The following is a 19,004-nucleotide window of genomic DNA, read 5'->3' as shown; positions in this document are numbered from 1 at the left end:
GTTCATACCGAATACCGAATACCGTAAACCGAATACCGTAAACTTACAGCCCAATCTGCAACCCGAACATGAACGTCGTCGGTTTGGGGTAATTGTGCCAGATCATCCCTTGTGAAAATGCACTGTTGCTGTCGCCCTGGTTGGTCGGCGTTACCTCCGGGTCGCCAATGATTTTGTCTTTCACCAGCAGGAAGAAATTCTGCACCGTGGCATACGCCCGCAAACGGTTCAGTTTGAGTTTGTTGGTGACAACACCCGGAAACGTATACCCAAACAGCAGGTTACGCCCCCGCAGAAACGAACCGTCCTTGATCCAGTAACTGTCTACGTTTAGCACATAACCGGCCCGCGTATCGCGGATTTCGGCAATCTGGCTGTTTTGATTCGTCGGCGTCCAGGCATTCAACACCGAAGTGTAGCTGTTGGCCAAGGCCTGGCGGTCTTCACTGGTCGAGATGTTCAGATCCATGACGTCGTTGCCGTAGGAAAACTGCAATTCCAGCGTCAGATCGAAGTTTTTGTAGCGAAAGGTATTGGAAAAAGCACCCCAGGCTTTCGGGCTCCCGTTTCCGATGATGCTCCGGTCGGCATCCGTAATGGCGCGGTCGCCGTTCACATCCAGGTACTTGATGTCACCCGGCAACATGGTCAACCCGTTCCGGTAGCTCACAAACCGGGCCGCTTCTTCGCGTTCCGCTTCACTCCAGATGCCCACCCGGGTCAGTCCCCAGAACGATCCGACCGGTTCGCCCACGCGGATCACGTTGGTTGGATTCGTAAAGTTCGGCCCACCCACGTTGAAGATGTCCGACGGCGTTGCCAGCGACAAGACTTTGTTACGGTTGAACGAGACGTTGAACGTCGAGTTCCACTGAAAACCGCCCGCGTCGATGTTGACCGTGTTCAGACCCAACTCAAAGCCTTTGTTCTGCATCGACCCCACGTTCCGGCGAATCGTGCCGTAGCCGCTCGTGCGGGGAACCGGCGCATCCAGCAGCATGTCCGTCGTTTTGCGGTAGTAGTAATCGGCCTCCAGATTGATCCGGCCTTTCAGCAGACCCAGTTCCACGCCAATATCAGTCTGGGCGGTTTTTTCCCAGCGCAGATCCGGGTTCGCCAACCGGCTGATTCCCGTACCCGACACCCGGGCATCGCCGTAAATGGTTGCGTAGTTCGAACTAAGCAGCGACAACGACGAGTAAGGCGGTATTTCGGAGTTCCCCGTCAAACCAAAGCTCGTCCGCACTTTCAGGTTCGAGATGATCGCATTGCCTTTCAGGAACTCCTCTTCCGATGCCCGCCAGGCCAGAGCCGCCGAGGGGAAGAACGCGAATTTGTGGTTGTTCCCGAACTTCGAAGAGCCATCGGCCCGGCCGGTAAAGGTCAGTAAGTACTTCTCCATCAGGCTGTAATTGATCCGACCGAAATAGGAATTGAACGAAAACCGGGAGGCTCCCGAAGTGACCGCCGGGTTGGTGGCACCCGCACCCAGGTTGTTGAAACCAAAATAATCCGTTGCAAAGTTGCGGACACTGGCCCCAATCGAAAAGAAATTTGATTCCTGCCACGACACCCCCAAAAGCGCGTTGATGGCGTGTTTATCGTTGATCTGTTTGTTATACGTCAGGTAGTTTTCCAGCGACCAGAACGAGTCTCTGAAATTGTTGGCCGATGCCGTCCCGTTTGCGCCAATTTCCAGCGTCCGGGTGCTGGACTGGTTCACTTCCTGGGTCTGCACATTGGCTCCCAAAACCGTCCGCATTTCCAGTCCTTTGGCGAGGCTGATGTTGGAATACAGGCTTCCGGTGGTAGTTTGCGTGTTCAGAATGTATTTCCGACCCATCAGGCGGTGGTACGAACTCATGGTTCCTTCCGCAAACGGGAAATCCCGGTTGTTGGCGAAGGAACCGTCTTCGTACTGAACCGGCAGGAAAGGAAAATCTTCCACAATCTGGCGGGCCACGGCATCATTGACGTCCACCAGGTTCTCCGTCTGGTTGTTGTAGCTCAGCGTACCGCCCACTTTCAGCCACGATTTCACCTGATCGTCGATCGTAAACCGGCCCGAATACCGTTTCATGTAGGAAGTCTTGAGCAAGCCCTGGTCGTCGCGGTAGCCCAGTGAGATCGAATACTGCGTGCGGTCGTTGCCTCCGCTGAAACCCAACTGGTGGTTTTGCGACAGCTTATTCTGGGTGGTTTCCTTGAACCAGTCGGTATCGTATTTCGGACTGCCGTCGGAATTCCAGACGCGGGGGTCGATCCGGCGCAGTTTGGGATTCAGATACGCCCATTTGCCAGCCGCCCAGCCCGCCGGATCGTATTTTTCCATATTGGCCCAGGCCAGATCTTCTACGGCCATATACTGCCGGGAATTCAGCACCCGGGGGCGATTGGGTCCGATGGTGTTCACGCTGAAATCGACGTTGTAAGTCACCTGACCTTCTCCCGATTTCCCTTTTTTGGTCGTCACCAGCACCACGCCGTTGGCGCCCCGCGCCCCGTAAATGGCGGTCGAGGAGGCATCTTTCAACACTTCCACCGAAACGATGTCGTTCGGGTTGATGTAGTCGATGGCCGAACTGAACTGGTTTTGGGTTCCCTGCGGCAACATCACGCCGTCGACCACATAGAGCGGGTTATTCGAGGAGTTGATGGAGCTAAATCCGCGAACACGGATGGTGGTTCGACCGCCGGGCCGACCCGAGTTGGTGTTGACCTGCACCCCCGGCATCCGGCCCGACAACGCCTGCGTCAGCGAAGCCGCCGGGCGTTCTTTCAATTCTGCTTCTTTCACGGAACCGACGGCCCCGGTCAAGTCACTTTTTCGGGCCGTACCGTATCCAATGACCACGATTTCTTCCAGAACCTTGTCGTCCGGTTTCAGCGAAACGTTCACGGTTGTCGATGCCTTCACGGTCAGTTCCTGAGACAAATACCCCACGAAGCTAAAAACCAGTGTGGCCCCATTGGCGGCTTCCGGAACAGAAAGCGTGTAGTTGCCCTCTGCATTGGTCACGGTTCCACGCTGGGTTCCTTTGATCACGACGCTAACGCCGGGCAGTCCTTCGCCGTTTTCACTGGAAACTTTCCCGCTCACCGTAAAGTCGGCGATGGTGACCGATGGCGCATTCGGCGAAAAAACCGGGTTCCCTGCCGTGGTAGGCTCCTTCAGTGGAACGGGTGTATTCAACGACTCCAGCACCTGGGTGGCCGGAGCGCTGGTTTTGGCCGGATTTTTAATGATGTAGTAGGCCTGATTGCCCACTTTTTTAAACATCAGGTCATACGGTTTCAGCAGGGTTTCCAACTGCTTTTCCAGCTTTCCGGAACGGAGCCGGACGTTGGCCGGAACGACAATACCGTTCACCGTCGTTTCTTCAAACAGAATACTGACCTGATGCTGGCGGCTTAATTCCGTCAACACTTCTTTCATTTTCTGGCCTGCCGCCGGAACGGTCTGAATCACCTCCGTCGATCGGCTTTGTTGCCGGGCCAGGGCAATCGGTTGCGCCTGCGTCAGTTGGTGACTGAGCACTGCCAGCGAAACCAGGGCCGTTTTCTGTAAAAATGAGATTACCATCTTCAGTAGGATTTAGAAATAGGAATGGTTAAGGGTGTTTAGGGGTAGTCAATTCAATATAACGGCGTTTTTTCACCACGTTGATATTCAGCAATTCGGCTAAAATCTGGAACAGATCGTCGGCCTGCTCGGCCCGGAAATTACCGGCAATCCGCCGTTGGGCCAGCTTGGGTTCGGGCACTACGACTTTGATTCCAAACTGCTCCTGAATCTGATCGGCGACTTCGGTCAGGGAGGTGTTGTCGAAATAAAACCAGTGGTCTTTCCAGGCAACATAGGGGCGGGCGGTTTTGGTCTGGGTGAGCTGGTACCGGCCGGAATTGGCCACCGTCACCACGTTGCCGGGGCGCATATAAAGCTGCTGACCCTGAGGTAGATCCAGTTTCACCTTGCCTTTGCTGAGAAATACGCGCTTGCCTTTGGCCCGGGCATACACCACGAACTCGGTTCCCAGCACTTCGACCTGAAAACGATCCGCCGTCCGGACAATAAACCGCTGGTTGTTAACGGTATGGGTCACTTTGAATTCACCTTCGCCTTCCAGATATACTTCCCGGGTTTTGTTCCCAAACCCAAACCGGGGAACGCGCAGGCTGGAATTGGCATTCAGCGTCACCTCCGTTCCATCCGCCAGTTGGTGGACGCTGGTTTGTCCGAAAGCCGTCCGGTGGGTTTCATACAGGATTTGTGCCCGGTAAACGTAGGCACCCAGCAGGCCCAGCAAGGTAATGGAAGCCGCCACGCCCCAGGGGAGCCATTTTTGAAATAGACCCGACCGGGAAACCGGCAGCACTTTCGATGGGGTGATGGTCGGCTGGTCGTCCGCCAGCACCCGCTGGTAGGCGGTCAGTGCTTTGTCGGCGTCGACCGAAAACTGGGGTCGCTGGCTTTCCCATTCGTCCAGGTATTGGTAATAGGCTTCGGAGTTACTTTCGTCCGTCAGCCATTCTTCGAGGTATTTTCGCTGGATCGCCGTCGCTTTTCCATCAAAAAAGTCGAATACAATGCGTTTTATGAGTAAGGGTTCCATAGCAGATTCAAATTTTGCCGGTTAGTCAACTGGAGAAAGAAAGGTGTCATCGGCCCATTAGAAAGCATAGGTAACCAGCCCCAGCAGCAGACTGATAAACCATTCTCCTTTCAATTCCTGACGTAACTGGTTAAGTGCCCTGATCATCAGTTTCTCGACGGCACTGTTGCTGATCTGCATCTCCTGCGCAATTTCCAGGTACTTCTTCCCTTCAATCCGGCTCAGCAGAAACGCCCGCTTGCACTGCGGAGTCAGGCTCTGGATGGCGTCTTCAATTTTCTGGTGCAGTTCGCTGTAATGCAGCACCTCATCGGGTTGCAGGGCCGGTGAAATGCCCTGGGTGTATAGCGCATCCAGCGAATCGGACGGATGCAACTCCCACCGCAGATAGTTGTAGGACCGATGGCGAACCGTCTGGTAGAGATACGCCCGGTAGGACGTCGTAATCCGTTCAAAGACACGGTCCTGCCAGAAAGCCGTGTAGACTTCGGCCACCAGATCTTCGGCCACTTCCTTGGAGTAGACAAACCGAACGGCGTGGTTGACCAGATTGGTATAATACCGCCGGAACAGCAGTTCGCAACCGCGCTTCGGATCCTGAGCGAAGAGTTGTCGAAAGATCAATTCATCGTCCGTCACTTTGCCGGGTTGAAGCGGCTGGTGACTTCCCAAAAAATGCGGCAAAGAATCTCCGCTATTTTCGGTATCGTCTAAGGGTACTTGTTGCATGCAGCGTGTTGCTAAACCAGGTGGTATTTAACGTAGACAAGTTTGCACTTTATTACCTCACATGGCGGATGAAAAATAAATTTTTAGTGTTTTTTTCACCATTCCCCGCGATTTTCCGCCAATAAAAAAGATACCTTTACACGTACAGAAGCGGTTTCGGACGCGGTAAATTTGCGGTTGAAAGCGTCTCCTGTCTGATATGAACCATACATCAATGGAGGAAAACTGGCAGCAGCAAACCCTTGACAATCTGGAGAAAACAAGTGGAGAAGAGCCGGATTTTGGCGACAACCGGAGTCAGAAGATCTACGCCCTGCGGCAGACGCCCCTGAACCAGTTTAGCACGGAAGACATCCGGTTGCTGATTGCCGAAGGAATTTCGCTGCCGTATCTGATTCCGCTGGCGCTGGAAAGGCTCACAAAAAACCCGTTTGTCGAAGGAGAATATTACCCCGGCGACCTTTTTCAGAGCGTTCTGAACGTCGATTTGAATTTTTGGTTGACAAATCGCCCGTTTTGGCAGTATATTCACCAACTTATTATAAACAATTCGTTCGAGCTGGAAGACCGGGGCATCAATCCGGAGCGGTTTCTCGAATTGTCCTGAACTATTTTTTTAGGCTACTATTTGGTAGCGATCCACACCGTAACCAATAGAATGAATTTTGATCCGTATGGCTATTTGGCTCCGTACAAAGCCACAAAAATGGATTTGGTACCATTTCAGGAGTTATTTGTCGAAGCATTCACGACCTCGTCAACCCGACAACGGTTATTTGAACGGTATCTGGAATACAATGAAATGTTAAAGGAATTAATACCGGATGGCTTTATCCAATGGGTAAATGGCAGTTTTGTAACAAAAAAGCAGAATCCAGCGGATATTGATTTAGTAACTTTTGTAAATTATGATTTGCTTCAGGAAAAAGATGAGCATTTTCGTAGACTACGAGAGCTTCGCTTTAAGCGACGAGCAGAAATAGATTGTTATTTTATAACGGTTTATCCTGAAAACCACCGCTTATTTCCGCTTTATCAATACGACCGGGCAGAGTGGTTATTTAATTTTACCCGTACATTTCCAAAACCTGGAACACCAAAACGGAACAAAGGCTTTGTTGAATTAACGTACTAAATCAATGGATAAGCCAGCGAACGCAGAAGAACGGAATTTACTTATAGTGAGCACCTTGGAATTGATCGAACGGACAAATAAGGCGATAGCGGTGCACCAATCCTATGGTACGCCGGATAAATTTTCTATTGATCAATACCGTACAATCCTTGAAAATCATTTGGCGTTCTTAACCGAATTGATGCAGGACCTGGGCGTTGAAGCTCATCTTTCCATTCGGCAGGCCGCTTAAATTTCTTTGTAACTAAAAACCCAATTCCCTAAACCTTTTGTAATTGACCTTATGAATTCACAACCTGTAAACCGACGCACGTTTCTTACGAAGGCCACAGCCGCCACTGCTGTCGGATTAACGATTCCCCATATTAATTTCGGTGCCCAACCCAAAGCCGATGAAAAAACCGTCGGACACGGCTCGCACCGCTACCGGGTCGTGCCAAACTGGGGCGTTCTGGATGCGGGCAAAAACCCGGTCAACGACTGCCACGAAATGGTAGAAGACGCCAAAGGCCGCCTGATTCTGCTGACCAACGAGACAAAAAACAACGTTATCATCTATGATAAATCGGGCAAACTGCTCGAAACCTGGGGGACAACGTACCCCGGTGCCCACGGCCTGACGCTGGCGAATGAAGGCGGAGAGCAATTCCTGTTTATTTGCGACAACAACCGGCATCAGGTCATCAAAACCGACCTGAAAGGCAAAGAACTGCTGAAAATCGATTACCCGAAAGAAACCGGCAAATACGATTACCCGACGCAGTTTACGCCGACCGAAACCGCCATCAACCCCGCCAACGGCGATATTTACATCGCCGACGGCTACGGCCTGAATTACATCACGCAGTATGACGCCAAGGGCAAATACATCCGGCACTGGGGCGGCAAAGGCTCCGAAAACGGTCAGTTCGATTGTTGTCACGGCATTCTGGTCGATACCCGCAACAAGGCCAACCCAACCCTGCTCATTACCGACCGCCGTCACAACTGCCTGAAGCGGTTTACGCTCGACGGCAAATACCTTTCGACCATCGCCTTACCCGGTTCGTACATCTGCCGCCCGGTTTTGCACGGCGACATGATTTACGGTGCGGTGTTCCGCAGTACGTCCGATGCCTACCCGAACTCGGGCTACATCCAGATTCTGGACAAAAACGACAAGGTGGTTTCCACGCCGGGCGGTTCGGCACCGGTTTACAAAGACGGCAAACTGGAAGAACAGCGGAAAGACACAAGCTTTACGGCCTTTATGCACCCGCATGACGTTCTGGTCGATGGCGACGAAAATGTGTATGTACCGCAATGGGCTTCTCAAAAAACCTATCCGGTGAAACTGCAGCGCGTTAGCTGATAAAACCGGCCGTCGTTGCAAGTCCAAACGTCCGCAATGACGGCCTGCTTACTGAACTCAACCATACCGTTTGCCGGGCCGGAACTCATTCCGGCCCGACTTGAAATCATACGCGTACCAGTCAGGCTCTGCTCAGGCCGACGTTCCTCCCAAAATTGAACATTCGATTGATTCAATGACTCCTTTTATTCTCTTACAGGCTACCGCACCGCAACCCTCCGAGTGGGCTTTGTTCTTCGGACATTTCCACCCGCTCATCGTCCATTTGCCGATTGGTTTTCTGCTGATTGCGGGTCTGCTCGAACTGGACCGGCTGACGCGTCGCCAAACCGTTAGCTCGCACACAATTACGTTGATTCTGTTCTGGTCGGCCGTCAGTGCCACGATGGCTTGCGTTTTCGGTTATCTGCTTTCGCTGGGCGGTGGCTACGAAGAAGAAACGCTGAACAACCACATGTGGGAAGGCATCGGGGTGGCGGTTTTTGCCTGGGTGGCCTGGGCCATCAAACACGAACGGATTGGCCCCAAAATCCGCTTTGGTCCCCTGCTGTATTACCCCGCGCTGGGCGTGGCGGTTTTGTTGCTGCTGGCGGCTGGTCACGAAGGCGGTTCGCTCACCCACGGTTCCGACTTCCTGACTCAACACACCCCGGAACCCTTCCGGTCGCTGGCGGGCATTCCGCCCCGCGAGGAAGCAGAAGAAGCCGCGAAACCCATCGAAGACGTCAATCAGGCGATGGTGTATCAGCAAATTGTGCATCCGATTCTGAAAAGCCGCTGCATTCAGTGTCATAATCCCGAAAAATCGAAGGCCGATCTGCGGCTGGATTCGCCCGAAATGATCAAAAAAGGCAGCGAAGACGGGGCGGTTCTGGTTGCTGGGAAAGCGGACCAGAGCAAACTGGTTAAAGTGTGTCTGTTACCGGAAGAAGATGACCACCACATGCCGCCCAAAGGCAAAACCCAGCTCACCGAAAATCAAATTGCGCTGCTCACCTGGTGGATTAACGAGGGTGCACCGTTCGACAAAAAAGTGGCCGAATTGAAAGTCTCCGACACCATCAAACCGGCCCTGGCCGCACTCGGAACGGGTGGCGGAAACGTGGGCGGTGAGCAGGTTGCCACCGGTCCGGCACCCGAGTCGCCGGTGTTGACGATGAAACTGCCAGCCGCTGACCCGAAGGCCATCGAGGAGTTGAAGAAAGCCGGGTTGCTGGTTTTGCCGTTGTCGAAAGAACAGAATCAACTGGAAGTCAGCGCGGTCAACGCCCGGACTTTCAGCGATGCGCAGGCGGTTTCGCTGCCGAAACTGAGCCAGCAAATTGTCTGGCTGAAATTGGGGGATACGGAGGCTTCGGACGCGACACTGGCGCAGGTGGCCCAGTTGAAAAACCTGCAAAAACTGCACCTGGAACAAACGAAAGTGACCGACGCCGGTTTGAAAAACCTGAAAAACCTGCCGTATCTCGAATACCTGAATCTGTACGGAACCGCCGTAACCGACGCCGGGCTGGCCGAACTGGCCGGTATCAAAAACCTCAAAACCGTTTACCTCTGGCAAACCAAAGTGACGGATGCAGGCGTAGCGGAATTGAAAAAAGCATTGCCGGGGCTGGAAATCAACATGGGACTGGGCGAGAATTCCATTGCGGCCTTTGCCAAAGCGGATTCGGTCAAAGCCAAGTAACGTACCCACAGACTTATTGATTTAACGAAATGATGTTTATCAGCCCACTGCTTTAGCTGTGGGTAAAGCGGACCAAACCGAATCATTACTGAACCGTTTCAACGGTTTGCCGGATGATGAAACCGTTAAAACGGTTTTGTTAGTATGAGGTTGCTTTTCGTTTTACCCACAGCTAAACGGGGCCGCCCGAGCGGCTGTGGGCTGATAAGCCAAAATATCAATCCGGCGGTTATTTAGTTTAAATCAATAAGTCCGTGGAAACGTTGCACTTTTTTAAACCTGAATTGGTTTATTTCTTTACAAACCCGGTTGATTTTCGTAAATTCATTGTGTTTTTCCCTTAACCCCCTCTGTTCGTATGCGTCATTTAACCGACATACGAGTTCAATCCCTCCTGCTCAGCACCGCCATCGGCCTGTTTTCGATGGCCGTTGGAAGCTCATGTGAAACGAGCGTCGAGAAGCCGGCCGAACTGCTGGCGATTGAAAGCAAATTGCCCGAAAAAGTCGATTACAACCTCCATATCAAACCCATTTTATCCGACCGTTGCTTTGCCTGCCACGGCCCGGATAAGGCCAAGCAAAAAGCCGGTTTGCGGCTGGACATTGCCGAAAGTGCCTACGAAGCCTTAGCCGAAAGTGGTAAAAAAGCGATTGTTCCCGGTAATCTGGCCAAAAGTGAAGCCTACCACCGCATCATTTCTGATGACCCCGAATACCGGATGCCAACGCCGGAGTCCAACCTCGTTCTGACGACGGAAGAAAAGGCGCTGCTCGTTCGCTGGATTGAGCAAGGGGCCGAATACAAACCGCACTGGTCACTGATTGCGCCCCAACTGGCGGAGGTGCCGAAGGTTAAAAATGAGAAGTGGGCCAAAAACGAGATTGATTATTTTGTCCTTAAAAAGCTCGAAGAGAAAGGCTTATCGCCGAATGCTGAAGCGGATAAAGCGACCTTGCTGCGCCGGGTTTCGCTCGACCTGACCGGTTTACCGCCGACGGTGGCCGAAGTGGATGCGTTTCTGGCCGATCAATCGCCGGATGCCTACGAGAAGGTGGTCAACCGCTTGTTCAGCAGTCCGCATTATGGTGAACGCCAGGCCGTTGAGTGGCTGGATGCAGCCCGGTATGCCGACACGCACGGCTACCAGGACGACGGTTTACGCACGATGTGGCCTTACCGTGACTGGGTGATTCGGGCGTACAACAAAAATCTGCGGTTTGACAAGTTCATCACCTGGCAATTGGCGGGCGATATGCTGCCAAATCCGACGAAAAACATGCTCTTGGCCACGGCGTTCAACCGCAACCACCAACAGAGCCAGGAAGGCGGTATTGTGGACGAAGAGTACCGGGTGGAATACGTCGCCGACCGCGTTAATACGTTTGGGAAAGCGATGCTGGGTATGACCGTCGAGTGCGCCCGCTGCCACGACCACAAATACGATCCGATCAGCCAGAAAGATTATTATTCGCTGTTTGCGTTTTTCAATAACAACAACGAGCGCGGCCAGATTCCGTACAACGGCGAACCCGCCCCCACAATCACGCTCACCTCGTCGGATGTCGATGCCAAATTGAAATTCATTCACCAGAAAATCAAACCGTTACAACAGCGACTAAATCCTAATCGACCCGAATACCAGCAGGCTTTTGGCCAGTGGCTGAGCCAGGCGGAACGAAATCCTGCTTCGTCGGCCAACGTCGGTTTGGTGGCGCATTATACGTTTGACGAAGCCGATCGGCGGGATTTTAAAGCCTACGAAAGTTCGGAGGAAAAGAAATTGAAGGACGCTGAACGGAAAAAAGAAGACGAACTTAAAAAGAAAGAAGAAGAACGGCGCAAGAAACTGGGATTGCCGGAAGTGAAGAAACCCGCCGTTCCGAAAACCCGTGAAGAACTGGAAAAAGATCCCCGCAATGCCTTCTGGAATCAGGTGAACGACACGCTACCCGCGCGTTTGGCTGGCGACCCGGAAAGTTTCCCCTACCAAATCAAAGGGAAAGTGGGGATGGCGCGGTATCTGAAGGGCGACAGCAACATTGAATTGCCCCGAAAAGTCGGTTTTTTTGAACAAAACGAGCCGTTTTCGGTAAGTGCATGGTTCAATGTGGCCAAACCGGTACTGGAAGGGATGTTGATGGGCAAATCGAACGGGCCGTTTGACGGAAACCGGGGCTACGAAATTGGTCTGCTGGAAGACGGCCGGTTTAAACTCACGATCAACCACGTCTGGCCCGACAACAGCCTCGATGTGGAAACCGTCGCCAAAATCCGCTACAAACAGTGGTTTCACCTGACCATGACCTACGACGGCTCGGGCCGGGCGGGCGGCATTAAACTCTACCTGAACGGACAACAGACTCAACTTCAAATCGTTACCGACCACCTGGTTCACAGCATCGACCGCGGGAAGAATGGCAAAAACTGGTCTGGTTCGCCGTTCCTGATTGGCCGGATTCACGATCATTACATCAAAGATTACGCGATTGACGAATTACGGATTTATAACCGCGCCCTGACCCCGCTGGAAATTCCGAAACTGGCGGGTCAGCCGGATGCACTGACGACGGCTTTGTTTACGCCAGCCGCCAAACGGACGGCGGCACAACGCGCCGGGTTGTACACCTATTACGTTACCGCTCACGACTCGACCTACCGAAAAGCGTTTGCGGAATTTCAGAAAAACCGGGCAGAAGAAGTGATGCTGTACAACAATTCTGACCAGGTGATGGTGATGAAGGAGCGGAAATTCCCCCGCAAAACCTTCCTGCTGAAACGGGGAGCCTACGACGCCCCCGACGAAGAGGTGACACCCGCAACACCCGAGCAATTCATGCCCTTTCCGGACGACTATCCGAAAAACCGCCTGGGGTTGGCGATGTGGCTATTGCATCCGGACCATTCGCTGTTCAGCCGCGTAATGGTCAATCGGTTCTGGCAGCAGTATTTTGGTCAGGGCCTGGTGAAAAGCAGCGATGATTTCGGGAATCAGGGCAACCTTCCCTCCCACCTCGAACTGCTGGATTTCCTGGCCGTTCGCTTCCGGGATGGCACCAATCGGTCGGGAATCTGGAATACCAAAGCCTTGCAGAAAATGATTGTAATGTCGGCTACGTATCGCCAGTCGTCGGTGGCGGATGCCAAAAAGCTGGAAGCCGATCTGGATAATTCGTTGCTTTCGCGTGGCCCCAGCTACCGGATGTCGGCGGAGCAGGTTCGCGACAATGCTTTGGCTGCCAGCGGTTTGTTATCCCAGAAAATTGGCGGCACCAGCGTATTACCGTATCAACCCTCCGGTATCTGGGAAGCCCTGGCCACCCGGAATGCCATCAGTTACGAACAAAGTCACGGCGACAGCCTCTACCGCCGGAGCCTGTATACGATATGGAAGCGGTCGTCACCGCCCCCAATGATGCTCAATTTCGATGCCGCCGAACGCCATACCTGCATCGTGAAACGGCAGAAAACCTCGACGCCCCTGCAGGCTCTGGTGACGCTGAACGACCCGCAGTTTGTGGAAGCCGCGCGGGTGTTGGGGCAAAAGGCGTTGGAGAAAGGATTGCGGGATGAGCCATTGATCAGTTACGTGTTTAAAGCCGTGACCAGTCGCCCGGTTCGGCCCGCTGAAGTGGCGCTGATGAAGCAGTTGTATACCGAAGAGCTCGCTGATTTCAGGAAAAACCCCAAACGGGCGGCCGAATTGTTAAGTGTTGGTGAATATCCGGTCGATAAAACCCTGCCGACTGCCGAACTGGCTGCCTGGACGGTGGTGACCAGCACGATTATGAACGTTGACGAAGCGATTATCAAACGATAAAACTCTGATCAACTCTGATTTCCCCTGATTAGCTCTGAGAAATAACTTTTGTTACACAGAGGTTATCAGGGAGCATCAGAGGTTATCAGAGAAAAATGAGAAGGCTATGAACAACCTGGAAGACGAACTGCACGATCAACTCAGCCGCCGGACCTTTCTGGGCAAAACCAGCGCCGGTTTGGGAGCCATTGCCCTGGCATCCTTGCTCAACCCCACGAAAGGGGTGGCGGGGAGCGAAGAAAACCGCGCGCCGGGCAAACCGCATTTTTCACCAAAGGTGAAGCGGGTCATCTATTTGTTTCAGAGTGGAGCGCCCTCGCAGTTGGATTTGTTCGATTACAAACCCAAACTGGAAACGATGTGGGGCCAGGATTTGCCCGAATCCATTCGCAAAGGCCAGCGCCTGACGGGAATGACCGCCGGACAAAGCCGGTTTCCGCTGGCGGCTTCCAGGTTCAAGTTTGCCAAACACGGCCACAGTCAGATGTGGGTCAGTGAGTTGTTGCCTTATACTTCCCGCATTACAGATGATTTGTGCTTCATTCGTTCAATGAACACCGAAGCCATCAACCACGACCCAGCGGTGACGTTTTTCCAAACTGGTTCGCAGCAGGCCGGGCGGCCTTCATTTGGTTCCTGGGCCAGTTACGGTTTGGGTTCCGATAACCAGAATCTACCCGCCTTTGTCGTGCTGCTCTCGAAAGGGCGCGACGGCGATCAGCCGTTGTATGCCAAGCTGTGGAGCAACGGTTTTCTGCCTTCGGTGCATCAGGGCGTGGTTTTTCGCTCCGGCCCCGACCCGGTTTACTACCTCAACAACCCGCCGGGCATCGACAAAACCAGTCGTCGGCGGATGCTGGATTATTTAGGAAAACTGCATCAGGAACAATACAAGCAGGTGCTGGACCCGGAGATCAACAACCGGATGGCGCAGTACGAAATGGCGTACCGGATGCAGACGTCAGTGCCCGAAACCCTCGATATTTCGAAAGAACCGGATTACATTTTCGACCTGTATGGCCCCGATTCGCGCAAACCGGGAACGTTTGCCGCCAACTGTCTGCTGGCCCGGAAGCTGATAGAGAAGGACGTCAAATTCGTGCAGTTGTATCACCAGGGCTGGGATCAGCACGGGAATTTGCCGAACGACATCAAGATTCAGACGAAAAGCGTCGATCAGCCGTCGGCGGCTTTGATCATGGATTTGAAACAACGCGGACTGCTCGATGATACGCTCGTGATCTGGGGCGGTGAGTTTGGCCGCACCAATTATTCGCAGGGCAAACTGTCGAAAGAGAATTACGGTCGCGATCACCACCCGCGTTGCTTCACGGTCTGGATGGCCGGTGCGGGGGTTCAAAAAGGCATGGTTTACGGCGAAACTGACGAATTTGGGTACAATATTGTCAAAGATCCCGTCCACGTTCACGACTTTCAGGCCACGATTCTGCACCTGATGGGTGTCGATCACGAGAAGCTGATTTTCAAACACCAGGGACGGCGGTATCGGTTGACGGATGTGCACGGAAAAGTAGTGAAGCCGGTTTTGGCGTGAGAAATCATTCCATTAATAGCCCACGGTTTTAACCGTGGGAATACGAAAACAAACGAATATACCCCAACCGTTTTAACGGTTTAAGACTTCAAAACCGTTAAAACGGTTGCGAGTCATGAATTCTCCGCACGTGCCCACGATTGAAATCGTGGGCTATTTTTGTGGATTTGCTGGAATCCATTCTCGTTAGATGTCTGCCGGAACTGCATTATCCTTCCTATATTTGCGAGGCTACTTCTCTCCACAAAAAACTATTTGAATCAATGACCGCTCTCGACGTTGTCAAAAATTATTACGATTGCTTTAACCGCCAGGATTGGAACGGGATGCTGGCGTTGGTACACCCCGACATCCGGCACGAACCCAATCAGGGCGAAGCGCGCATTGGCCTGGAAAAATTTACTGCGTTTCTGCAACACATGGACGAATCGTACGCAGAAACGCTGACCGACCTGGTTTTCTTTACCGAACCAACCGGTAACCGCGTCGCTGTTGAATTCGTGGTAAATGGCGTTTATAAAAAAGCCGAAGACGGTTTACCACCAGCGAATAACCAGACCTACGTCGTTCCGGCAGCGGCTTTTCTGGAAGTGTCTGACGAAAAAATAGCCCGTGTAACGACTTATTACAACCTGCCTCAGTGGATTCAAGCGGTTTCAAACTAAAAACCGCATTCCATGCAATCGCTTTCTTTTCTGACAAAAAAGGGCCCGGAAATCGAATCGGTCTTTGATGATCTGGCGGCTCTGCGGATTGCGGTTTTTCGTGACTATCCGTATCTCTACGAAGGCACAATCGACTACGAAAAAGACTACCTGAAAACTTACGCGCGGTCGGAACGATCCTTTTTGTTCGCCGTATACGACGGATCAAAAATGGTCGGAGCCACCACCTGCATTCCGTTGCGGGACGAAACCGCCGACATCCGGCTTCCCTTCGAACAGGCTGGTTTTGAACTGGATACGATCTTTTATTTCGGTGAAAGTATTTTGCTTCCGGCCTATCGGGGGCGGGGTTTGGGCCACCGGTTTTTCGACGAACGGGAGGCCCACGCCCGCCGGTTTGGCACGTTCAAACTCACCTGCTTCTGCTCGGTTGAACGCGAGGAAAACCACCCCGCCAAACCGTTCGATTACCGACCCAACGATGCGTTCTGGCTCAAAAGAGGGTATCACAAAGAACCGTCTTTGCGGAGCAGCTTCGCCTGGCCCGATCTTGGCGAGGTGATTTCGACGCCCAAACCGATGGTCTACTGGATGCGGGCGTTGTAAATGCCGCTAAAGGCGCATTGCTGAAAAATCTTTCCGGAAACCGGGCAACAATTTCCGTCTTCATCGCCTTTTATAGCTAACTTCTCTCTTCGTATACCATGAACTGGACGGATTTTTGGGATAATTTCAGCCAGATCGGCTCGGAGATCGATCGCTGGCTGCGGCACAACCGGAAAATTTCGGGTTGGCTGCTGTTGACCGTGGCCGTTGGAGCCGGGTTGCTGGTCAATATGATTGTGGCGCAAACAATCCGGATGATTCTTCGCCGTCGCCATGTCGAAGCGTTGGGTTTTCTGCGTCAGTACGTCCGCAATGCCTTTTATTTCTTCGTGCCTTCCCTGTTCTTTCTGATTATTACCAACATTCAGGAGCGTTCTTTTCAGCGGTTTCCGTATGCTTCCAAAGCCGCTGAAGTTGTCTTTGTCATCACCACGACCTGGTTGGTGGTTCAACTCCTGAAAGTGCTGGAACGACTCATCATTCGCCGGTATGACACGGCCAGCGATGTGAATCTGCACCTGCGGAAGTTTGTGACCCAGATTGTTTTTGTCCGGCAACTTGTCTCCATCCTGGTCATTGTCGTCGGGTTTTCCGTGTTGCTGCTGTCGTTTAATGGCGGGCGAAAAATCGGGTTGAGCTTCCTGACTTCTGCCGGGATCGCGTCGGTGGTCATCGGTTTTGCCGCCCAGCGCACCATCGCCAACCTGCTGGCCGGCATTCAGATTGCCTTCACGCAACAGATTCGGGTCGAAGACGCCGTGGTGGTGGAAAATGAATGGGGCCGGATTGAAGAAATCAACCTGACCAATGTCGTCGTGCGGGTGTGGGACCGCCGTCGGCTCATTCTGCCCATTACCTATTTCATCGAAAAACCGTTCCAGAACTGGACCCGGTCGAACGCATCGGTTCTGGGAACGGTCATGCTCTACCTGGATTACAACGTGCCGGTCGACCGCATCCGCGAAAAAGCGAAAGAACTGGTGGAAAACAATCCCCTATGGGACCGGGAAGTGTGCGTGGTTCAGGTGACCGATACCCAGCCGACCTGCGTCGTCATTCGCATCCTGACCTCCTCCCGCAATGCCCCGGAAAGTTTCGATCTGCGGTGTTTTCTGCGGGAAAATATCGTCGCTTTTCTGCGGGATGAATACCCCGAAAGCCTGCCCAAAACCCGCTTTCAGTTTACCGAAACAACCCAATCCGTCTAATTGTCCCCTCAATTTCATAAAGGGCTGTATTTAGTCTCTTTCAAATTTAATACCTGCAAACGGCGCTTATCTAGACTGAATCTTATTAATTTGCAATCCGTTCGGTTTTTTACAAGAACCTGAGCGTGTTGTACCCGCTTTATTATCTCCAGTATATTCGTATGAAAAAATTAGTCATCGCTCTTCTGTTCGGCACGGTTCTTTCCGCCCAGGCCCAGAAAAACGTGCTATTGGAACCGTCGTTCTGGCAAGGGAAGCCGGATGTGAGTCAGGTGAAAGCCGAAATTGAGAAAGGAAATAGCCCATCGCAGTTCAATTCCAACAGTTTTGATCCCGTCGTGATGGCGATCAATGCCCAGGCTCCCAACGAGACCATCAAATATCTGTTGTCGCAACCTGGCAACGAGGTCAGCAAAATCACCCACGATAGCCGGATTTATCTGCACTGGGCCGCCAGTCGGGGTAATGTGGAACTGATGGAGTACCTGCTGGCGAAAGGGTCCAAAACCAACGTGGAAGACAGCCACGGCATGACGGTGTTGAATTTTGCTGCCGGTAACGGGCAGACAAACACGCGGGTGTATGACCTGTGTCTCCAGAACGGTGCCGATTTAAAAAAAGACCTGAATCACGACGGTGCGAATGCCTTACTGATTGCGGTTGCCAACGACAAGGACCTCAAGCTCACCGATTATTTCGTTTCGAAAGGGCTGAACCTGAAAAGTACGGACGCGATTGGCAACAATGCGTTCAGTTATGCGGCCCGGGGTGGTAACATCAACCTCCTGAAAGCGCTGTTGCAACGGGGCGTTCCGGCCACGGACAATGCCATCATCATGGCCAGCCAGGGCGGACGTCAAGGTGGAAATTCGATGGAGGTGTTTCAGTACCTGGAAAGCCTGAACCTCAAACCGACGGCGACCAACAAGGCGGGTGAAAACGCCCTGCACGCGCTGGTTCGCCGACCCAAACAGAACGAAATCATCCAGTATTTTCTGGCCAAAGGTGTCGATGTCAACCAGGCCGACGACGAAGGCAACACGGTTTTTATGTACGCGGCTGCCGCGAACCGGGATCTGAGCGTGTTCGAAATGTTGCAACCGAAAGTAAAAAACATCAACCAAAGCAATGAGAAAGGCGCAACGGCATTGACGCTGGCCGTTCGGAGTAATTCGCCCGAAGTGGTGGGTTATCTACTGAGCAAAGGCGCCGATGTAAAGGTTGCCGACAAAACCGGCGATAACCTGGTCGCTTATCTGGTGCAGTCTTATAATCCGACACGAGCTGAGGAATTTGATGCGAAGCTGAAACTGCTTCAGGACAAAGGACTGGACATCAAGGCAGCTCAGAAAAACGGTAATACGCTTTATCATTTGGCTGTGGCCAAAAATGACCTTTCGCTGGTGAAAAAGCTGGAGCCGCTCCAGATTGATATAAACAGCAAAAACAAGGAAGGCATCACCGCCCTGCACAAAGCCGCGATGGTATCGAAAGATGACGCCATGCTGAAATACCTGTTGTCCATCGGCGCCAAAAAGGATATTGCGACTAACTTTAAAGAAACCGCTTTCGATCTGGCGAGCGAAAATGAATCGCTCGCGAAAAGCAACGTATCCGTTAACTTCCTGAAATAGT

Annotated in this window: 14 protein-coding genes; 11 read left to right on the top strand and 3 right to left on the bottom strand. The window is 52.5% G+C overall.

The window, feature by feature from the left end; translation table 11 throughout:
- Positions 1 to 43: 43 nt before the first annotated feature.
- The 3 genes from ACO064_RS18160 to ACO064_RS18150 are packed head-to-tail and all read right to left on the bottom strand — an operon-like array spanning position 44 to position 5,342.
- A complete protein-coding gene (locus ACO064_RS18160; RefSeq protein ID WP_421828649.1) occupies positions 44 to 3,583 on the bottom strand; it encodes a SusC/RagA family TonB-linked outer membrane protein in 3,540 nt (1,179 codons plus the stop codon).
- Positions 3,584 to 3,611: 28 nt separating this feature from the next.
- Entirely contained in the window at positions 3,612 to 4,613 is a 1,002-nt protein-coding gene (locus ACO064_RS18155) for a FecR family protein (protein WP_421828648.1), read from the bottom strand.
- Positions 4,614 to 4,670: 57 nt separating this feature from the next.
- The gene (locus ACO064_RS18150; RefSeq protein ID WP_421828647.1) at positions 4,671 to 5,342 is read right to left on the bottom strand and encodes a sigma-70 family RNA polymerase sigma factor; all 672 of its coding nucleotides are present in this window, start codon (positions 5,340 to 5,342) and stop codon (positions 4,671 to 4,673) included.
- Positions 5,343 to 5,541: 199 nt separating this feature from the next.
- Here ACO064_RS18150 and ACO064_RS18145 point away from each other — a divergent pair, with 199 nt between their 5' ends.
- From ACO064_RS18145 to ACO064_RS18095, 11 genes are all read left to right on the top strand, one after another.
- Positions 5,542 to 5,949 (top strand): contact-dependent growth inhibition system immunity protein, encoded by a 408-nt coding sequence (locus tag ACO064_RS18145; protein WP_421828646.1) that lies wholly within the window; start codon positions 5,542 to 5,544, stop codon positions 5,947 to 5,949.
- A gap of 51 nt (positions 5,950 to 6,000) precedes the next feature.
- Positions 6,001 to 6,477, top strand: a complete 477-nt coding sequence (locus ACO064_RS18140) for a DUF6932 family protein (RefSeq protein WP_421828645.1) — start codon at positions 6,001 to 6,003, stop codon at positions 6,475 to 6,477.
- Positions 6,478 to 6,481: 4 nt separating this feature from the next.
- Complete coding sequence (locus ACO064_RS18135) at positions 6,482 to 6,709, top strand: hypothetical protein (RefSeq protein WP_421828644.1); 228 nt, start codon at positions 6,482 to 6,484, stop codon at positions 6,707 to 6,709.
- Positions 6,710 to 6,760: 51 nt separating this feature from the next.
- Complete coding sequence (locus ACO064_RS18130; protein ID WP_150878665.1) at positions 6,761 to 7,828, top strand: 6-bladed beta-propeller; 1,068 nt, start codon at positions 6,761 to 6,763, stop codon at positions 7,826 to 7,828.
- A gap of 175 nt (positions 7,829 to 8,003) precedes the next feature.
- On the top strand, positions 8,004 to 9,515 hold the full coding sequence (locus tag ACO064_RS18125; protein ID WP_421828643.1) for a c-type cytochrome domain-containing protein: 1,512 nt from the start codon (positions 8,004 to 8,006) through the stop codon (positions 9,513 to 9,515).
- Positions 9,516 to 9,873: 358 nt separating this feature from the next.
- A complete protein-coding gene (locus ACO064_RS18120) occupies positions 9,874 to 13,335 on the top strand; it encodes a DUF1553 domain-containing protein (protein WP_421828642.1) in 3,462 nt (1,153 codons plus the stop codon).
- 106 nt (positions 13,336 to 13,441) lie between these two features.
- Positions 13,442 to 14,890, top strand: coding sequence for a DUF1501 domain-containing protein (locus tag ACO064_RS18115; RefSeq protein WP_421828641.1), 1,449 nt, complete (start codon positions 13,442 to 13,444; stop codon positions 14,888 to 14,890).
- 263 nt (positions 14,891 to 15,153) lie between these two features.
- Positions 15,154 to 15,555, top strand: a complete 402-nt coding sequence (locus ACO064_RS18110) for a nuclear transport factor 2 family protein (RefSeq protein ID WP_421828640.1) — start codon at positions 15,154 to 15,156, stop codon at positions 15,553 to 15,555.
- 12 nt (positions 15,556 to 15,567) lie between these two features.
- A complete protein-coding gene (locus ACO064_RS18105) occupies positions 15,568 to 16,161 on the top strand; it encodes a GNAT family N-acetyltransferase (protein ID WP_421828639.1) in 594 nt (197 codons plus the stop codon).
- A gap of 98 nt (positions 16,162 to 16,259) precedes the next feature.
- Positions 16,260 to 17,369, top strand: a complete 1,110-nt coding sequence (locus tag ACO064_RS18100) for a mechanosensitive ion channel family protein (RefSeq protein ID WP_421828638.1) — start codon at positions 16,260 to 16,262, stop codon at positions 17,367 to 17,369.
- A gap of 161 nt (positions 17,370 to 17,530) precedes the next feature.
- Positions 17,531 to 19,003, top strand: a complete 1,473-nt coding sequence (locus ACO064_RS18095) for an ankyrin repeat domain-containing protein (RefSeq protein WP_421828637.1) — start codon at positions 17,531 to 17,533, stop codon at positions 19,001 to 19,003.
- Position 19,004 lies beyond the last annotated feature (1 nt).

Source organism: Larkinella sp. (genome assembly GCF_965227735.1).
Lineage (GTDB): Bacteria > Bacteroidota > Bacteroidia > Cytophagales > Spirosomataceae > Larkinella.
The sequence above is the reverse complement of the archived record's forward strand: the minus strand, read 5'-3'. Positions and strand labels throughout refer to the sequence as shown.

Bases quoted from the DNA above. Each gene is read 5' to 3' on its own strand.
- ACO064_RS18160 (WP_421828649.1), bottom strand. From the start codon at position 3,583: ATGGTAATCTCATTTTTACAGAAAACGGCCCTGGTTTCGCTGGCAGTG.
- ACO064_RS18155 (WP_421828648.1), bottom strand. From the start codon at position 4,613: ATGGAACCCTTACTCATAAAACGCATTGTATTCGACTTTTTTGATGGA.
- ACO064_RS18150 (WP_421828647.1), bottom strand. From the start codon at position 5,342: ATGCAACAAGTACCCTTAGACGATACCGAAAATAGCGGAGATTCTTTG.
- ACO064_RS18145 (WP_421828646.1), top strand. From the start codon at position 5,542: ATGAACCATACATCAATGGAGGAAAACTGGCAGCAGCAAACCCTTGAC.
- ACO064_RS18140 (WP_421828645.1), top strand. From the start codon at position 6,001: ATGAATTTTGATCCGTATGGCTATTTGGCTCCGTACAAAGCCACAAAA.
- ACO064_RS18135 (WP_421828644.1), top strand. From the start codon at position 6,482: ATGGATAAGCCAGCGAACGCAGAAGAACGGAATTTACTTATAGTGAGC.
- ACO064_RS18130 (WP_150878665.1), top strand. From the start codon at position 6,761: ATGAATTCACAACCTGTAAACCGACGCACGTTTCTTACGAAGGCCACA.
- ACO064_RS18125 (WP_421828643.1), top strand. From the start codon at position 8,004: ATGACTCCTTTTATTCTCTTACAGGCTACCGCACCGCAACCCTCCGAG.
- ACO064_RS18120 (WP_421828642.1), top strand. From the start codon at position 9,874: ATGCGTCATTTAACCGACATACGAGTTCAATCCCTCCTGCTCAGCACC.
- ACO064_RS18115 (WP_421828641.1), top strand. From the start codon at position 13,442: ATGAACAACCTGGAAGACGAACTGCACGATCAACTCAGCCGCCGGACC.
- ACO064_RS18110 (WP_421828640.1), top strand. From the start codon at position 15,154: ATGACCGCTCTCGACGTTGTCAAAAATTATTACGATTGCTTTAACCGC.
- ACO064_RS18105 (WP_421828639.1), top strand. From the start codon at position 15,568: ATGCAATCGCTTTCTTTTCTGACAAAAAAGGGCCCGGAAATCGAATCG.
- ACO064_RS18100 (WP_421828638.1), top strand. From the start codon at position 16,260: ATGAACTGGACGGATTTTTGGGATAATTTCAGCCAGATCGGCTCGGAG.
- ACO064_RS18095 (WP_421828637.1), top strand. From the start codon at position 17,531: ATGAAAAAATTAGTCATCGCTCTTCTGTTCGGCACGGTTCTTTCCGCC.